The organism is Cohnella zeiphila (genome assembly GCF_014212055.1).
Classification (GTDB): Bacteria; Bacillota; Bacilli; order Paenibacillales; family Paenibacillaceae; genus Cohnella; species Cohnella zeiphila.
Genome location: NZ_JACJVO010000035.1, coordinates 72,424 through 90,551 on the forward strand (window position 1 = coordinate 72,424; position 18,128 = coordinate 90,551).

Here is an 18,128-nt window from a genome sequence, read left to right on the forward strand (position 1 = left end):
GTAAGGAGGCAAAGTATGTTGACCAGGAAAGCATTCTCGCTGCTTTTGATCGCCGCGCTGTTGTACGGCATCATCCCTTACAGCCTTGCATCCGCCGCGACCTTCTCCTATACGGGAGATCTCGCGACCGCATTTCCGAACCCGGAGCGCGGCTACCACAACCGGTACGAGATCATTGACGATCCTAGCGTGAACGACTACGCCAGTTCCGCCACGAGCATCGCCGGCTTCAATCCGGACATGCTGGACCGAACGTTCGCGCGGGCCAAGGCGGACGGCGACACGCTCATTCACAGCTACATTCATCTCGATAAGTACAAGGACACCGACCAGCTCCCGCAGGCCCTGCTGGACAACCTGGCCTCCGGACTGGCTGCGGTTCGCGCGGCAGGCCTGAAAATCATCCTGCGTCCCGCCTACGCGTGGTCCGATTCGCCCGCCGTTCCCGAGAGCCGCATCCTCGGCCATATCCGGCAATTGGATGCCGTAATCTCGGCCAACGCCGACGTGGTCAACCATCTGGAAGCCGGCTATATCGGTCCGTGGGGCGAATGGCATACGAGCCAGTATACCGATCCGTTCAGCCGCACCGATGCCGACACCCGTTACCGGATTATCCAAACCATTCTGAGCACGACACCCGCTTCCATTCCGGTCGTCATTCGATACCCGATTTTCATCAAGGAAGCGACGGAGCTGCCGACTCCTTCCGGCTCGGCGCCGCTCACGCAGCAGGACAAAGACCGCATCGGCTTCCATAACGACTGCTTCCTGGCCGACAGCGCGGATATGGGAACTTACGACAACAACTCCTGGATGGGCTGGTACTACGTCGAGGAGAAAAAGCAGTGGATGTACGACATGGCGACGGCTTCCGGCGGCAATAAAATGGTCGGCGGCGAAACGTGCGACGCCGCAGGCTCCGACGATGCCGCGGGCGTCAACGTGCAGACCGAAATGAGCAAGCTGCATTTTACCGAAATCAACGAAGATTACGCGCCGGTCAACCTCAACATCTGGAAAGCCGCCAATCTGCCCGCCTCCGGCAACGACCCGGCCGAAACCGCGTTTACCCGCCTCAAGCGGAAGCTCGGGTATCGCTTCCGGCTGGTCGACGCCGACTTCCCGACCTCGGCGAGTCCCGGCGCCGGCTTCGCCTTCTCCGCGCACCTGAACAATGACGGTTACGCCGGCATGATCAAGCCGAGGCCGGTCTTCCTCGTATTCGATAACGGAACGCAGCGATACGACGTGCCGCTGCCCGGCCTGGATCCGAGGCTCTGGACGAGCGGCGCGGTCAACGTGCCTGCGCAGACCGTCACGCTTCCCGCCAATATGACGGCCGGAACTTACAAGTTGGCGTTGTGGCTGCCGGACAACGACCCCGGCTTGCGTTCCCGGCCGGAATATTCCGTGCGCCTGGCCAATACGGGGACTTGGGACGCCGCGAAAGGCTACAACGTGCTGGCTGCCGCCGTGACGATCGGCGCGCCGACGATTCCCGCCGCACCGGCCGGTTTGACGGCGACGGCCGGCAATTCGCAAGCCGCACTCGCGTGGTCGGCTTCCTCCGGCGCCGCGACCTATTCCGTGTTCCGCTCGACGACGAGCGGCTCGGGGTACGCAGCGGTCGCATCCGGCATAGCCGGCACGAGCTACACGGATACGGGGCTGACGAACGGCACGACCTACTATTATGTCGTGAAAGCGGTCAATTCGGCCGGCACCAGCGGCAATTCCAACGAAGCGTCCGTCACGCCGAGCAACATCGTTCCGCCGCCCGCCGCGCCGACGGGGCTGACCGCTACGGCCGGCAACGCGCAAGTATCGCTGACCTGGACGGCTTCGGCCGACGCGACGAGCTATCGCGTGCTGCGGTCAACGACAAGCGGCTCGGGGTATGCCGTCCTCTCCGGCAATGTGAGCGGCACCTCGTATACCGATACCGGATTGACGAACGGAACGACGTACTATTACGTAGTGCAAGCGGTCAATTCCGGCGGTACCGGCGGCAATTCCGTTCAGGCGAGCGCGACGCCCGCTGCCCCCGCCGCGGCGGTCACGATCGACTCGTTCCCGAGCCAAGCGAATTTCAGCGCGAAGGTGAACGACCTGAACCAGACGATCGGCTGGTCGATGGACAGCGTCTATTACGGCTCGGACACGGCCGGCAATCTGGTCATGAACTCCGGCGCGTCCGGGCAATATTTGCAGGAAAATATCAATCAGAGTCTGGCCGGGCTGCAAAATCTGATCGTCCGGGCGCGGGACTGGAACGACTCCGACACGGAGCAGCATTGGAACGTGGTGCTGAACGACGGCACGGATCATACCGTCGGCCCGCTTTCCGCTTACGGCAACGTGACCGGAAGCTATACGGACCTGTCGATCCCGTTGTCCGCCTTCGGCGCCAACCTCGCGAATACGAAGTACATCCGAATCGTGCATAGGGATTCCACCTATGCCGTGCTGCTGATCGACGCGATCAAAACGGACGGGGCATCGAGCGGCGGAGGCGGAGGCGATACGCAAGCGCCGACGGTTCCTTCCGGTGTAACGGCCGCCTCCAAATCGCAAACCTCGGTTACCCTCGCCTGGAACGCCTCGACCGATAACGTCGGAGTTACGGGTTACGAGGTTTACCGGAACGGTTCGAAGGTCGGCAGCCCGACCATTGCTTCGTATACCGATAGCGGCCTGTCGCCGGGTACGGCCTATGCGTACACGATCGATGCCAAGGACGCGGCAGGCAACATCTCGGCGTTGTCTTCTCCGCTGTCCGTGACGACCGATTCGCCGCCGGCATTGGATACCCAGGCGCCGACCGCGCCGACGAACTTGAGCGCGACCGGCCACACGTCCGGCAGCGTCAGCCTGGCCTGGACGGCTTCGACCGACAACGTAGGCGTAACGGGATACGAAGTATACCGGAACGGCACGAAGGCCGGATCCGCGACCGGAACGAGTTTTACGGACTCCGGGCTCGCCGCTTCCACCTCGTACACCTATACCGTAAAAGCGCTCGACGCGGCGGGCAACGCATCCGCCTCCAGCAATTCCGTTTCCGCTGCGACGGATGCGGCCGGCGCCGGCACTGCAGCGTCCTACGAAGCCGAAGCGGCCGGCAACGCGCTGGCGGGAGGCGCCGCCGTCGCCGCCTGCCCGGGCTGCTCGGGCGGCTTCAAGGTCGGGTACGTCGGCAACAACAGCGGAACGCTGACGTTCAACGGCGTGCTGGCCTCGGCCGCCGGCTCGTATACTCTGACGATCGCCTACTTGAACGGGGATGCCAGCCGGCCGGTGTCCGTCAGCGTAAACGGCGGAACGGCCTTGAACCTGACGCTACCGGGCACGGGCGGATGGGATCAAGTCGGCACGCAAACGGCAACCGTCGCGCTTCAATCCGGCAGCAATACGATCAAGCTCTTTATCGCCGGCGGCTGGTCGCCCGACTTCGATCGCATCCTCGTCTCTCCGCCGGGCTCTTCGATCGACCTGCAGGCGCCGACGGCGCCTTCGGGCGTGTCGGCAGCCTCCCGGACGACGACTTCCGTTTCCCTGTCTTGGACGGCTTCCACGGACAATGTGGGCGTCACCGCCTACGACGTGTATCGCAACGGCATGCTAGCCGGCAGCAGCGCGACCGCATCCTTTACGGATACCGGCCTCTCTCCAAACACGTCCTACAGCTACACGGTCAAGGCCCGGGACGCCGCCGGCAATGCGTCCGCCGCTTCCTCGGCGCTGCAGGCCGCAACGCTCGACGCGCCGGATACGCAAGCGCCTTCGGCGCCTTCCAACGTGAACGGGACGGCCTCCGGCACTTGGATCAACTTGTCGTGGACGGCTTCTACCGATAACCGGGGCGTCGCCGGCTACGAGATTTATCGCGGAAGCGCGCTTGCCGGAACTTCGACCGGCACCGGCTTCCTGGATACGGGCCTCACGCCGAATACCTCTTACACGTATACCGTAAAAGCCAAGGACGCCTCCGGCAACGTCTCGGCCGCCAGCGCTCCGGCGACGATCACGACGCTCGCCTCCGGCCAGGCGGAAGATCCGCCGACGGTGCCGGGAGGCCTGCCGAGCAATCCTTATCCTGCGCAATCGCCGGACGGCTCCTTGACCGTTCATGCCCTGGCCAAAGGGACCGACCCGGTCACGAATCCGCTCAAAGGCTTCGCCATCTGGTTCTATCCCGGCGACCATGCGGACAAAACGGCAACCCAGTACGGCGGCATCAACAACTCGGTCGAATGGCGCTACTTCGGTCTGGGCGAGCTGATGACCGGCATGAACACGTATAATTGGGAGCCGATGGAGGCCGCTTTGGACGAAGTCGCGTCGCACGGCAAACAGCTTGCGCTGCGCGTCGCTTCGTGCCAGTCGTTCTCCAGCAAAGATTATCCGGACTTCCTGTCCGGAGAGATTCGCAACGGCTGCATTCTGAACTACGACTCTCCGACCGTTATGCAGGCGTTCCAGAACTTCATCTCCGCCTTCGGCGCCAAATACGACGGAGATCCGCGCATCGCGTTCATCACGATGGGACTCGTCGGCTATTGGGGAGAATGGCACACGTGGCCGAACGACGGCAGCAACGGCACGGAGAACTGGATGATCTCCGATTCGGGCGCGAACGTGCTGATGGATGCCTACAATACCGCCTTCCGCAAAACGCCGGTAGAGAATCGTTATCCGCGCTCGGGCGGCGGCACGCACCTCGCCTCGCTCTCGCGCATCGGGTATCACGACGACTCCTTCGCTTACAAGGAGAACGATCCGAACCTCGGCCGAGTCGGCAGCATGACGCTGCCTCTGTCGATGGGCGGCAAGACGGACGCGCAACTGACGCAAGCCGTTCTGTTCGGCGCCGAGAACAAATGGATCACCGGCAGCTTCGGCGGAGAAGTCCGGCCCGAAGTGCAGGGCAGCTTATTCGGCCCCGCTACAGCCACCAAAGACGACGCGATGACCGATATCGAGATGACGCACGCCTCCTGGATGATTTGCCAGAACTGCACGTACAACAAGAACGACCCGAACGAGGTGGCGGCGTGGCAGAAGATGGGCTACAACTTCTATGCAAAGAACGCCTACTTCGACAATACCGCTTCCGGAAGCTTCAAGGTCGGGGTGCAGATCGAAAATACGGGCGTGGCGCCGTTCTATTACGGTCCGGATATGTATCCGGTCGAACTGGCGCTGAAGGACGGCTCCGGCAACGTCGTAAAAACCTGGACGACGAACTGGGATTTGCGCACCATCATGCCGAAGCAAATTCGCGCATTCCCGGATTGGAACGTCCCCGGCAACCCGGTCTACGTCGACTTCGGCGCGCCTCAATATTTTGACACCACAATAAGCGCCGCCGGCGTGACGCCCGGCTCCTATCAACTCGTGATGCACATCTACAATCCGCTCTGGAAAATCAAAGAGGCCGACGTTCGCGCCAAAGGCCATATGCCGAGCTATCTGCCCTGGAACGATCCGCTTCCGATTCTTTTCGCCAACCAAAGCCAAGGCGCCGACGGATGGCTCGGACTCGGCTCGATCGCGATCCAGTAGCTATCTGATTTAAAGAAGGCTCCCCTCTCGGCCGAAGCCGGAGGGGAGCCTCTTCAACGTCAACTCGTTTATTCGAACCGGATCTCGTCGATCCATACCGTCCCGGCGCTGCCGTACCAGAACGACATTTGCAGCTGGCCCGGGGAAGCCCGGTTGACGCCGTTCGCGGCCAAATCGATCGAAATATCCTTGTAGGACGTGGTGACCGTATCCCCGCTGAAAGCTCCGAGCGTCTTCTCCGCTCCTCCGAGTATAAGGTGGAACTGGCTTTCTTCGCCGCCCGCCGCGCCTTTGATCCGCACGATCAGCTTGCTGTACCCGGTTATGCTCTGCGTGACGTCGCTGCCGAACCATCCCGCGTTGTTGTACTGCAGCTTCAGGGCGCCGTTCTCAAGGACGCCGGCGTTGTTCGCGAACCCGTTGGCTCCCGTCCATTTGCCCAGGTCATTGCTGCCCGGCCAAGCCGGAGAATTGTCGAAATTGTCCAGAAGCAGAGCCGAGCCGCCTCCGGACGCGTTCGTCGTCCCGGACGCCGCGCCGCTGGCCGCCGATACGTTGCCTGCCGCGTCTTTGGCCTTCACGGTATAACTGTACGTCGTGCCGGAGGCGAGACCGGTGTCGGTATAAGCCGCAGCCGCCGTCGTCCCCGCGTAGACGCCGTTCCGGTAAACGTCGTAGCCCGTTACGCCCACGTTATCGGTCGACGGGCTCCAACCAAGCGTGAGGCTGCTCGTCGTCGCGGACGTAACGGCGACGTTCGCCGGAACCGTCGGCGCCTGCGTATCTGTGCCGCCGCTGCTGCCGGTATTCAGCCGGATCCGGTCGAAGTCCGGAGCCCATCCGCTCGCATTCGACAGTTTGAGGGTATTATTCCCTGCGCTGAGCTGCACGGAAGTTTGCACCGTTCCCACCGTACTCCAGCCGCCCGTACTCGGGAAGCTGAGACTGGTTGCCGCGCCGCCGTTGACGCTCAGCTGCGCCGATCTTGCCGCATCTCCGTTCAGATAAGAGATCGTCAGCGTGTACGTTCCCGAAGCCGGCGCGTTCACGCCGTTGAACTGCAAGGTGCCGCTATTGTTTCCCACGTACCCGACCTTCGAGCCGCCGGAGCAGGCGCTGCATGACGCCGTCGCCGCTCCGCCCGCCAGCGTGTTGCCGGAGGCTTCCGCTTCATAGGTGACGGAGGTTCCCCCGCCGCCGGCGGCGTCCGTCGTCACGCTTACCGCATTGCCGGCGTTCGACACGTTGCCTGCCGCGTCTTTGGCTTTCACGGTATACGTATAGGTCGTCTGCGCTTGCAGCCCGGTGTCCGTAAAGGAGGTCCCGGTCGATGAACCCGCATAGGTTCCGCTGCGATAAATATCGTAACCGGCGACGCCGACATTGTCCGTCGACGCGGACCAGCTCAGGCTGACGGTGCTTGCCGTTTTCCCGGTAGAGACGAGATTGGACGGGGCAGTCGGCGCCTGCGTATCTCCGCTTCCGCCGCTTGCTCCGCCGTCGTAAGCGCCGCTTTGCAGGCTATAGCCCAGCGTGTTGTCGGACTTCAAGCTGGCGAACGTTCCCAGATTTTGATTGGCCGGGTCCATGCCGATGCCCACTTTGCCGATCGGCGTTCGGCCGCCGGCGTAATAGTTCGTATTGGCGAACCGAACGCTCGGCTTCCAGCCCGACGGATCGAGAATGGACAGCGCCAGCGTATACGTCCCGTTCGGCACGCTCGTCGGGATCGTGAACGAACCGTTCACCGTGTTCGTTGCCGGGGCCTGGCTATACGAGCGGTTTGTGCTGTTCCAATTCGTACCCGGCAGCCAATTCCGGATATCGGCCTGGAACAAGCCTTTCCACGCTATGCTTCCGTCGCTCTTCAGCAAGCTCGCTTCGACGGGCCAGTTGTAGTAGAAAGGAGACGAGCCTTTGTTGACGACCTGGAACGAAACGTTCATCGTCCCCCCTGGCGTCACGTTGCCGGTGAACGTAGCCTGATTCAGCACGAAGCGGTAGCCGAGTACTTTCTGCATCGCGGTCGCTCCCGCTTCGACGGAAGAATTGCTCGCCGTATAGTCCGATATCCATCCAAGGCTTGACGTATGGGTGTTCATGATCCAATCGATGACGTAGTTCGTATGGGAAGCGTTGCCGAGAGTGCCGTCCGGGCTGCCGCCCAGATTGGACTGATCGCCCCAATCGTAGGCGACCTCGCCGCTGTTGATCTGCGTCCGCCAAGTATCTCGGGAAATTTCCCCGTTGCCGCCCGCAGCGTCGTCCGGCAGCGCGAAGGAATCCCATTGGATGCCGAAGTTATAGTCGGGGAATGTCTCGGGATAACGAACGAGCACTTTCTTGTTGTGGAAAGCTGCCGTGTACGCATCTCCCAGCGCCGTTTGGAAGCTCAGCGGAATGCGGTCCGTGCCGTCGGGGAATTTGTTCGGATAAATGTGATTTTCGCCCCAATTCCCGTATAAGCCAAGCTCGACGAAAGCGACGCGGGGATCGTTGTCCCAAGCTTGTCCGAGCTTGGCGATGAACGCGACGAGACGGGACTTCAGCGTATCCGACAGCCATTCGTTCACCGGATCGTCGTGAGGTACGCCGTTCGGCCAGAATTCCCCGGTTCCCGGATAGACGATGACGACGCGCGGGACGACTTTGATGTTCTTGTTCTCGATGCCCGCCCAAGCGGCGTTGCTCCAATCCTTGATCTTCTGCACCGAATCCGTCGCGTCCGTCTCGAGATCCGTGTACTTGATGTAATGCTTGTAAATATCCGAATACTCCCGGTCGGCAAACGAGCTGTCATTGATGTACCGGGACGGACGGAAGCCCATGATCGGATTTTTGAACGCTTCGGACGATTCGGTCAAATTTACCGTAATCGGCCCGACGGCGGCGTGTGCCACAGTTCCCGATCCCGTTCCCCCTCCCCACCACGCGAACGCGGACAGCGCCGCCGCGCATAGCAGCGGTCCTACTCTTCGTTTTCCCATCGTTCTCCTCCTCGGCTTAATGGTGAATTCTCCCTTATTTTGTCATAGGGAGAAACGGCCCGCGATGCCGAGAATTAAAGAAAAGCGACAAGTTTTTAATAAAGCTGTATTCAATCAGAATATGGATTTACGACTAAGGAAGCCGCTCCACTTTATTTCGCTATTGAAACACCAAACTTTTTCATTAATTTCTGTGATATTCTCCATGCCTCTTCTCTAGTCTGGGCAGGAGCCGAAATCATAAATCCATTTGATGGAGCCCATGTTCTGGGCTCTCCATTAAATACAGAGATGGAAAATGGAGTAAATCGGTCATTCGTGTACAACATGCCAAGAATATATATACTAGGCACTGCAATCCCTTCATTAATTTTAAAACCAGAATATATTTGACTAAAATTCCCGCCTCGAGAATCTAATAAAAGTTCTGTTTGTTCATCCGGAATTTTGGGAAGTTCCTTCCCCTCAAAGCTAACGATACCATTAAACGTTCTTCTGCCATTTATGTGATTTTGCAGTTTCCCGTCGAGATGTACTTTAACTTTCTCGAATACCTTTTCATTTCCTAATTGATAATACACACCATCTAACGTGGTCTCATACCGTTTGGGTATGAGATACCATGTGGAGAAAAGTCCTAAAATTAAAATAAATACAATGAAAATTTTGACCTTCATTCCTTTCCTCCCCTGCTATCATTCTAAAAAAAACGTAATAAATGATAATAAGCGCACCGTACAAAACGATGGAGAGAATCGTAGAATTTCTTTTTGAATACTCTCTCTTCGGTTCGTACGAATTAACAAATTTTTTTAAACTTATAAACGCAAACGCAATTAACCAGCCAACGAATAAACCCCAATTAAACAATTTAAAAAGTACCAGATACCATACCCAAATGGCCAGTAAGTATTCAGTTATTTTTAACAGATTGATTTTAGTATTCACAGCCAAATTAAAGTCCCCGTTTCTTCAATATATTCCATATAACTGAATAGAAACTCACTTCGACTTGACCTTTAAATCTTTACCAATCAGCTTTGTACCTTCATAAATGACGCCATGATCATAATTTTTGATATCAAAATAACCATTATAATAATTCCAAACATCTGAACGATTTGAATACTTAGCAATAACATCCAAAATGCGTTTGAACAACACAGTTGCTTCAGTTTCTGTAAGATCCCCCTCAACCATAAGTCTGAATTTAACATCTTTATTACCATCAAAAGAAGAGGCCGTAGTAGCTATCCCGTCAAGTTTCCTAAAATAGTCCTCGGATTTTCCAACTGCATCGCTAATGTCGATGCTTGTATCCTGACTACATGATACAGTCAAAAAAATTGAAATGAATGAGAGAACAAATAAAATTTTTCTACTCATCAATTTAGTGCCTCCATTCTTGCATAACAAAAACAGCTCCATTATCTTCTTTTATTCTTTTCTATATAAATATCAAATGCTGTTATTCCGCGAATTAAAAATTTAATTAATAAGTATAAACAATATAATCCGAGTAAAATGAACAATCCATACACAATAAACATGATTTGAGCAAACATTGGAAATAAAGAAAAGTTGCCTGTTCCGCTCACTTTTATTCCTCCCTATCAAAATTATGGAAAACACCTGAATGTTTTTATAATTCGCGAACCAATGAAACTATCCTGCGTTTTTTTGTTAAATGACCATCGGCAGCCTAATAGTTGGCCGGCCGACTGTTGGGATGCATGGCTTGCCGGCTGCGCCGCGAAGGGCATTCACGTTTGGGCGCCGAGTGCGTATCCTATCGGGAAAGGATTTTGATTTGCGGAGGCATCGACGGTGGGATACTACGTAACGGTAGAGCCGGGGGTAAAGCTCTACGTGGAGGACATCAACCCGGCAGGAAGCAAGACGATCGTGTTTCTTCATGGCTGGCCGCTCAGCCATGAACAGTTCGAATATCAGTTCGACGTGCTGCCGGGCATGGGTTACCGCTGCATCGGCATCGACTGGCGTGGCTTCGGCAAGTCGGACCGGCCCTACGGCGGCTATCATTTAGAGCGGCTTGCGGACGATATCCGCGCCGTCGTCGACGCGCTCCAATTGAAAGAATTCGTGCTTGCCGGACATTCGACCGGAGGCGCGATCGCGATCAAATACGTCGTGCGGTACAATGGCGGAGGCGTATCCAAGCTCGTGCTGATCGACGCGGCGGCGCCGCGCGGCTTCACCAATGAGACGGCTGCGCGGTTGCTGAAGCAGACGTTGAACGACCGGGCAAACATGATGCTCGGCGTAACGGACATTTTCTTCTTCCGGTACATCACCAAGCCATTCTCGGACTGGTTCAATTGGATGGGCATGCAGGCTGCCGGCTGGTCGACGGCCGCGGTCATCGTCATGCTGCGGGACTTCGATTTGAATGCAGACTTATCTCGCATCCAGGTGCCCACGCTGATCGTGCATGGCATTCACGACCAGGTCATTCCATTCAGCCAGGCGGAGGAAATACACCGAAAAATTCCTCATTCGCAGCTTGTGCCGTTCATGTACAGCGGCCACGGCTCGTTCTACGACGAACGCGACAAGTTCAATCTGCTGTTGCGGGAGTTCGTCGGATGATGAACGCCTCGCCAGGGGAACCACAATAGCACGACGACTGGCAAATTGAGAAAACGACAGCCTTTATACCGGCTGCCGTTTCTTCGAGTTTATGGAACTATCTTTTCCCGATAGTTCCATAATTCTAATAACTCCACTCATCTGAGATGTAGATATAGTTTCACTGAGAGCTGCCCCAGCCATCTTGTATTACTTATGCTATGGATTCCGAGGTCCGTACGACACGTTACCTTCGATCCTCTATAATTCGTACATTCTTAGCTGATCTTCGCTGGGAATCCGCTATGCTCGGGAATTCGATTAGGTCGAATTCAACTTTTTGCCCCTCTTTAAGAAACCGAAAGCCGTTCGATAACCTAATGGGATCTGGTAGTATTTCGCTAAAGTGAACAAAAACATGGTTACCGTCCTGGCCGTCTAACAGGATCCGCCCGTAACCTTTATCTTCTTTGAACCATTTAACAATACCCCATCGTCTTTCCCCCATTTTGGCACCTCCGCTGTTACTTTATAAATTATCACAAAATTGGGCTATCGTTTCCCATTAGCGTGATCTCAACAATATATTCTTAACCAATGGTTAAAAGGAATAGCGGTGCAAAAATGTTATCACTGAATGCCGGCATTCTAGGGTTTGGTACGTTTCCAGACATTCGTCCCGCATAAAAACCCTCGAATGGATAGTTATCCATTCCTATGTACCCGACTAGAATTATTTGTTATTATTACACCACAATTGGCTCCGGAACTAGACGCCCATAAAGAAACAAAGTTTGAGGGAGGTTTTTTCATGAAAAGGACTTTACTATTTGGATTGGTTGCTATCGCAATTTCATTGACGACCGTTTCCGTAGTATATGCACATTCAGAGGATTCTTACAGTAATTCTAACGCTAACCCTCTTGAGGTAGCTAACGGATATTTTACTGCATTTAAAAATGATAATGCGGATGAAATGATTAAGTATTCGGTCGATACTAGTTACCAAAATGACGCAAGTCGTCGGAAGGCCTATGAAGCGCAGGGTGAGACTATTCAAAATTATATTGTTACGGATTTTAAACAAATTAACGATTCAGAGGCAATAATCAAGGTTCGATATGTATTTCATGATCTAGGGACCATGCCAGAAATTCCATTCAAAATCAATAAATTTAACTCTGGCTGGAAAGTGGTTGTTGAGCCAATCGTTATTAATCATATTCAAGGCGATCCTGACTTTGGTAAGGTTAGCAAAGGAGTTCCAGATTATCTTATTCCGCATAATGCTTAAATGTCATCTCTCCTGGCTGGCTGTCGAATCCATGCTTAGATGAAAAGCCCCGGAGTAAATCCCCGAGGCATTCTTCTCACCGATTGGTCTTGACTTAAAGTTGACTAGCCAGATAATGGGTAAGTTGCTCGAACGTGCCTTCGAACCCTTGCGCAACCATTGGCGCCATCGCGTCAAACGCTTCCTGTTCTTCAGCAGAAGCATGGAGCGGCCCGCCCTGCAGCGTCAAAATCGTCCTTCCCTCGTTTTCTTCAAGCGTTAGAATATTCAGAATCTCAAGCGGCCAGTTCGGATTAAAAGGCGCGCGAACCGTGTTGCCTTCTTCATCGGAAAAGGATTGGACCCATACCAGTTTCTCCGGCTCCTGCACTTCCCGGTAAACGAACTTGCCCCACATGGCATGCTGTCCGTCCGGAGACTTCTGGCAACCGAGAAACATACCGCCTGGACGGACATCCATTCTTGCCACTTCCAGAGAGAACCCCTTGGGTCCCCACCAGTTTCCAAAGTGCGCCGGATCGGTCCACACCTTAAATACCAGTTCTCTCGGGGCGTTAAACTCGCGTTTCAATAAGAGTCCCTGTTGGTTGCTCATTACATTTCCTCTTCCCTTCCGATGAATTGTTACAGTGTACTAGAGGCTTTCTTCAGAAGCTCCGTTATATGCTCTAATGTTAGTTCGAAGAATTAATAATCTAAGTAAACATATTTAGCCATGAACTCGGAGAGATTTAAACAATCCATATGTTCTGGTGGATGTTTTACTTTCATTTCATTACCAAAGCCAATAAAAACTTGCAAAACCAGTATTCCTTAATAGGGTCCCTCGAACATTCAACGAAAATATACGCTAAACTCTAGGACGTGACCGGCTATCTTAAGCTTGGTAATGCACTGAAATTATCGACAAGCTCCCTGTTGAACTACCACTTCAATCCAAAATCATGAATGATTTTAATTTGGACAGAATTTATCCTCGGTTTAAATCTATGACAATACCTGTCACCATTATAATGTATAACTGAAATCAAGCCCGGCTAACTTAGCTAGTGGGTAAAATTTCAAGGAGTAGTTTAATCATGTCATTTCAAGTAACCATGCCCACCAGCTTCGCCATCATCGAGTTAAAGGACAGGTCCAGCATTGCGCTGGACGATGCCGGTGATAATGAAGTTTATGCCACTATGAGCACGTTAAAAAAGACGCTGCGAATGCGTTCTCCGGAATTGTTTGAATGGCTGACGTCCGGGTGGGAGAAGGACGTTCGCCGCTAAAGGTCATCTCGCCGAAGGATCGGCGGACGAAGACCTCTCGTCGATTGCGGGGGAGGTATTCGGTAACTTTTGTTGAAATAATAAATGGAAATAAAAGTATGCGATCTGATAGAGAAAAAGGAGTGAACTTGTAAATGCCGATTACCGTACAACAAGCGATCACACGCCTGATCGAGCCAGTCGGCTTGCTCAGCGATACAGTGGACACGTTGAAGAGTGGCAGAGGGGATGACGAGGTCAAGGGGATTGCTGTCGTCTTCACAGCGACATATTCCGCCATACGCCAAGCGGCGGAAGCCGGCGCGAATCTGATCATTACCCATGAGCCCACTTATTACAATCATCGCGACGAAGGCGATTGGTTGAGCGGAGACCCGGTCTACGAACGGAAGCAAGCGCTGATCGAGGAGACCAGAATGTCGATCTTCCGGCTTCATGATTATATCCATTGGTACAAGCCCGACGGCATTGTCGCCGGCATGCTGAAGAAGCTCGAATGGGAAGCTTACTCCGATCCCGACGACCTGAAGCTGCTGACGCTACCCGCGGACCAGACCGGTACGGTTCGTTCGATCGCGGCGGAGTTGAAGGCAAAGCTCGGAATCGACAGCGTTCAAGTCGCCGGGGATCCCGACCTGACGGTCCGCCGCTTCGGACTGCTGGTCGGCGCGCTTGGCGGACAAGTCCAAATGCGGTACATGCGTGACAATGACCTCGATCTGCTGATTGCGGGCGAGACCAATGAGTGGGAGACTAATGAATATGTGAGGGATGCTTCCGACATGGGGCTGAACAAGGCGCTGATCATCGCAGGGCACCAGAAGAGCGAAGAAGCTGGCATGGAGACGGCAGCGGAACTGCTACGCCTAGCGTTTCCGGAACTGCCCGTGTTCTTGATTGAGCACCCGACTGCTTTGCAGCGAATTTAACCTCTGTCGTCTTAGATAATCGAATCCGTCAAAGACCCGCGATACCGCGGGTTTTTGTTTTGCGGTCAAAGATATTTCTAAGCTATGACCTTAATCACTCCGAACGAACTGCGAATACAGCCTCCCTAACTGTTTTCACAGCGTATCGGTAGATTTCCATTTCCTTAAATTCAAGAGAAGCAATATGTCCTGAACGCATTAACGTATCCCAAGCTTCAAAAACAAAATGATCGGATATCTCTCCTGCCGTTGCCCAAATTTCTTCAATTATTGGACCTTCCTTTATGTAACTGTCCATCCTCCATAGTAAAGTCTTGTTATTTATTAATTCATGCTTAAATAGATGTAGATATGATATTTAGGTAGGGGCTATTCATTCGAAGTACTGCGAGCCAAAATACTTTTTACAGAGGGGTTTGCAAAACAACGGAAGCCTAAGTATCAGCGGCGGATCGTTAAATACGAGCTGGAGGAGTATTTACCCGTATTCAAGATGCCTCCTGTTATTCGTGAACCAGAAGAAGTCACGTTGCTTGGTATCGACATTTCCACCTTGATTGAGAAATTGGAGAAGGGCGAGTTATAAGCCCTTTTCCACCACAAAATCCGAATACCCAAAATAAAAAGCCGCAGTTTATGCGACTTTTGATCTTGTTATGGGGAACTCTTTCTTACTCGCAAGAAACTTTTTTAGTCGTCCTTTCCCTTCTCTTTTCTCGGCCCCCGTCCATTACCATGTTTTTTATCATCGTGCGTGCTTTTATTGTTCTTCTTTTCTTCTTTATGGGGATTAGGTTTTTCATGCTTCTTCGGATTTGCGTTTTTCTTTGAAGCAGTTCCCGGCGCTTTAGGAAAAGTCATAACCGGTTCGTCTTTAAGCGCTTCGCTCATCAGCTTCTGGAATACGGCGGCAGCAGCCTCGGAGGTTGTCGTCAAGTAATGACTTTCATCCGTATGGTCATAACCGAGCCATACCGCGCCGACGAGCTGAGGCGTGTATCCTACAAACCAATTGTCCTTCATCCCTTGTCCGCCCGTTCCGGGCATTTCGGTCGTTCCCGTCTTGCCGGCTACTTGTCGACCTTCTAGCGCTGCTGCGACTCCAGTTCCTTCTGTCACGACACCTTCTAACATGGAAGTCATCGTTCTGGCAATCGTGGGATCGGTTACGCTTATCTTTTCATCAAGATCGTCCTCCGCCACAATCTCTCCATCGGCTGTTTCGATACGGGTTATGGTATGGGCAGGAATTCGTGTCCCGTCATTTGCAAAAACACTGAAGGCTTCAGCCATCTCAAGCGGAGATACCCCCTCCTGGAGACCGCCAAGAGCAAGCCCAAGGTTCCGGTCTGCATCCGTAAGCTCTAATCCAAATCGGTTAGCCGATTCCATCCCTGCGTCGATTCCTAGCTCATTCAGCAGCTTGACTGCCGGTACGTTGTAGGAATGAATGACAGATTCATAGATCGAGACCTCGCCATGGTAGCTTCCGCCTGCGTTTTGCGGCTGGTAACCATTAAAGTTAACCGGTTCGTCGATCAGCGTATCATCCGGCGAGTATCCGTGCTCTAGAGCCGGCGTGTACACCGATATGGGTTTCATGGTTGAGCCAGGTTGACGCTTTAACTGAACAGCGCGGTTAAACGAACGAAAAGGCTGTTTGCCTCGGCCGCCGACAAGCGCTTTAATTCCTCCGTCTCGGGGGTCTACCAATACGGCACCGCTTTGAATGAGCTGGTCGGAACTGCTTGCCGGGAAATTACTGTCCTGCGCATAAACGCGCTCGGCGGCTTCTTGCATTTGACTATTTAGAGTCGTATAAATGCGAAGTCCCCCATGAAGAACTTCATTCTGCGTAAGTCCGTATTTCTCGCCAGCTTCGCGAATCATCTGATCGATGTAATAGGGATACTTCATCACATCGCTGCCGACCGGCTTGGAGCTGAGAAGATGAAGCGGCTCGATTATAGAAGCGGCATAAGTGGCTTGATCAATCTTCCCTTGATCTTTCATGAGTTGCAGGACAACATTCCTGCGGGCTTTTGCTTCATCCGGATGATTGTATGGCGACAGAGCGGACGGCGCTTTAATGATTCCCGCAAGCAACGCGGATTCCGACAGCGTCAACTGATTAACCGGCTTGCCATAATAGACTTCGGCAGCTTTCTTGATCCCCCAAGCGCCTTCGCCGAAATAAATTTGATTCAGATAAAAGGTTATAATTTGCTGCTTGTTGTAATTCTTTTCTATTTTCTCGGCAAGCAGAAGCTCCTTCCATTTTCTCGTCCAGGTTCGTTCTTGCGATAGAAAAACATTCTTGGCCAGCTGCTGCGTTATCGTACTCGCCCCTTGTACCGTTTTGCCGCTCGACAGATTCGTTATCAGAGCACGGCCGATGCCTCGTAGGTCAGTACCGCTATGTTCGAAAAACCGCTTATCCTCGACAGCCACAACAGCCTCTATCAACTGTTCGGGCAAGCTGTCGTAGCTGACAGCTTCGGACTTGCTCGGCGAGAGACGGAGCACTTCTGCCTTGTTCTGATCATAAACGATGGTTGACGCAGGCAATGGCTCCTCCAGAAGGGATACATTCTGACGAGCAACCAGTAGGTTGAAGATGACGATACATGCAATGACTAGCAAAACTGCACCCAGCATGAAAGCAGCGAAGATCTTTATCCATACCGTCTTCGGTTTTCTATTTTTTTGATGAATGATTGATCTCATGCTAACTCCTCTAAGCCAATGCTTTATTCTTTTGTATAAGTAATAGATTTCGTATGTGTGATCGTTTTTCTGTACGTAAAGCCTACTTCAATAAAAAAGGGAACAGGCCGCCTATGGCAGTCTGCTCCCTGGTTATCTTTATCAACGGCTTACTAAATTAAGCCGTTTTCCGTTTGAACGCCCGCATCGCAAAGAAATAAGCCACGAGCATAATCCCGACGCACCACGCAAGCGCGATCCATATCTCGTTGCCCACCGGCTGCCCTGACAGCAGCGCCCGGATGGTCTCCACGATCGAGGTTACCGGCTGGTTCTCGGCAAAGGCGCGAACGACCTTCGGCATCGAATCGGTCGGCACAAAGGCCGAGCTGATGAACGGCAGGAAGATCAGCGGATAGGAGAATGCGCTTGCGCCTTCCACCGTTTTTCCGGTCAATCCGGCAATCGCCGCGACCCACGTCAATGCCAGCGTAAACAGCAGGAGGATACCGGTTACGGCAAGCCAGGGCAGGATCCCCGCCGACGAGCGAAAGCCCATCGCCAGCGCTACGAGAATGATGACGACAAGCGAAATGACGTTGGATACCACCGAGGTCAGCACGTGCCCCCACAGCACGGCGGATCGCGCGATCGGCATGGAGTGGAACCGCTCGATGATGCCCCGCTGCTTATCCATAAACAGACGGTATGCCGTGTAGGATATGCCGCTGGCGATCGCAATCAGCAGGATGCCGGGCAGCAGGTAGTTCACATAGTTTTC

General features: G+C 53.7%; 13 protein-coding genes and 1 pseudogene. 6 read left to right on the plus strand and 8 right to left on the minus strand.

What is annotated here, in order from left to right; translation table 11 throughout:
• Positions 1-15 precede the first annotated feature (15 nt).
• The gene (locus tag H7C18_RS27480; RefSeq protein WP_185132335.1) at positions 16-5,568 is read left to right on the plus strand and encodes a DUF4832 domain-containing protein; all 5,553 of its coding nucleotides are present in this window, start codon (positions 16-18) and stop codon (positions 5,566-5,568) included.
• 68 nt (positions 5,569-5,636) lie between these two features.
• Here H7C18_RS27480 and H7C18_RS35610 read toward each other — a convergent pair whose 3' ends face one another.
• The 3 genes from H7C18_RS35610 to H7C18_RS27495 form a co-directional block, all read right to left on the minus strand.
• Positions 5,637-8,555, minus strand: a complete 2,919-nt coding sequence (locus H7C18_RS35610; protein ID WP_185132336.1) for a DUF4832 domain-containing protein — start codon at positions 8,553-8,555, stop codon at positions 5,637-5,639.
• 152 nt (positions 8,556-8,707) lie between these two features.
• Positions 8,708-9,232, minus strand: a complete 525-nt coding sequence (locus H7C18_RS27490; RefSeq protein ID WP_185132337.1) for a hypothetical protein — start codon at positions 9,230-9,232, stop codon at positions 8,708-8,710.
• A 325-nt stretch (positions 9,233-9,557) separates the two neighbouring features.
• Positions 9,558-9,941, minus strand: a complete 384-nt coding sequence (locus H7C18_RS27495; protein ID WP_185132338.1) for an IolE/MocC family protein — start codon at positions 9,939-9,941, stop codon at positions 9,558-9,560.
• A gap of 441 nt (positions 9,942-10,382) precedes the next feature.
• Between H7C18_RS27495 and H7C18_RS27500 the strand changes: the two genes are divergently transcribed.
• On the plus strand, positions 10,383-11,165 hold the full coding sequence (locus H7C18_RS27500) for an alpha/beta fold hydrolase (RefSeq protein WP_185132339.1): 783 nt from the start codon (positions 10,383-10,385) through the stop codon (positions 11,163-11,165).
• Between the two features lie 226 nt (positions 11,166-11,391).
• Here the strand turns inward: H7C18_RS27500 and H7C18_RS27505 are convergent, their stop codons facing one another.
• Positions 11,392-11,652 carry a cold-shock protein gene (locus H7C18_RS27505; protein WP_185132340.1) on the minus strand — a complete coding sequence of 87 codons (261 nt, stop codon included), beginning with the start codon at positions 11,650-11,652 and terminating at the stop codon, positions 11,392-11,394.
• A gap of 303 nt (positions 11,653-11,955) precedes the next feature.
• Between H7C18_RS27505 and H7C18_RS27510 the strand changes: the two genes are divergently transcribed.
• On the plus strand, positions 11,956-12,438 hold the full coding sequence (locus H7C18_RS27510; protein ID WP_185132341.1) for a hypothetical protein: 483 nt from the start codon (positions 11,956-11,958) through the stop codon (positions 12,436-12,438).
• A 94-nt stretch (positions 12,439-12,532) separates the two neighbouring features.
• Here H7C18_RS27510 and H7C18_RS27515 read toward each other — a convergent pair whose 3' ends face one another.
• Positions 12,533-13,033: an SRPBCC family protein gene (locus H7C18_RS27515; RefSeq protein WP_185132342.1), complete on the minus strand. Its 501-nt coding sequence runs from the start codon at positions 13,031-13,033 to the stop codon at positions 12,533-12,535.
• Between the two features lie 484 nt (positions 13,034-13,517).
• Between H7C18_RS27515 and H7C18_RS27520 the strand changes: the two genes are divergently transcribed.
• Both H7C18_RS27520 and H7C18_RS27525 read left to right on the plus strand, forming a co-directional pair.
• On the plus strand, positions 13,518-13,712 hold the full coding sequence (locus H7C18_RS27520) for a hypothetical protein (RefSeq protein ID WP_185132343.1): 195 nt from the start codon (positions 13,518-13,520) through the stop codon (positions 13,710-13,712).
• A gap of 134 nt (positions 13,713-13,846) precedes the next feature.
• A complete protein-coding gene (locus H7C18_RS27525; RefSeq protein ID WP_185132344.1) occupies positions 13,847-14,641 on the plus strand; it encodes a Nif3-like dinuclear metal center hexameric protein in 795 nt (264 codons plus the stop codon).
• Between the two features lie 94 nt (positions 14,642-14,735).
• Here the strand turns inward: H7C18_RS27525 and H7C18_RS35360 are convergent, their stop codons facing one another.
• A complete protein-coding gene (locus tag H7C18_RS35360) occupies positions 14,736-14,939 on the minus strand; it encodes a hypothetical protein (protein ID WP_238357996.1) in 204 nt (67 codons plus the stop codon).
• A gap of 60 nt (positions 14,940-14,999) precedes the next feature.
• On the opposite strand from H7C18_RS35360, the pseudogene H7C18_RS36125 reads away from it, so the two are divergent.
• A pseudogene (locus H7C18_RS36125) lies at positions 15,000-15,227 on the plus strand (ISL3 family transposase); the annotation flags it as partial.
• Positions 15,228-15,331: 104 nt separating this feature from the next.
• Here H7C18_RS36125 and H7C18_RS27530 read toward each other — a convergent pair.
• Together H7C18_RS27530 and H7C18_RS27535 are read right to left on the minus strand one after the other, a co-directional pair.
• On the minus strand, positions 15,332-17,368 hold the full coding sequence (locus H7C18_RS27530) for a transglycosylase domain-containing protein (RefSeq protein WP_185132345.1): 2,037 nt from the start codon (positions 17,366-17,368) through the stop codon (positions 15,332-15,334).
• Between the two features lie 157 nt (positions 17,369-17,525).
• Positions 17,526-18,128, minus strand: a 603-nt coding sequence (locus H7C18_RS27535) for an ABC transporter permease (protein ID WP_185132346.1), incomplete at its 5' end; no start/stop codon positions are given.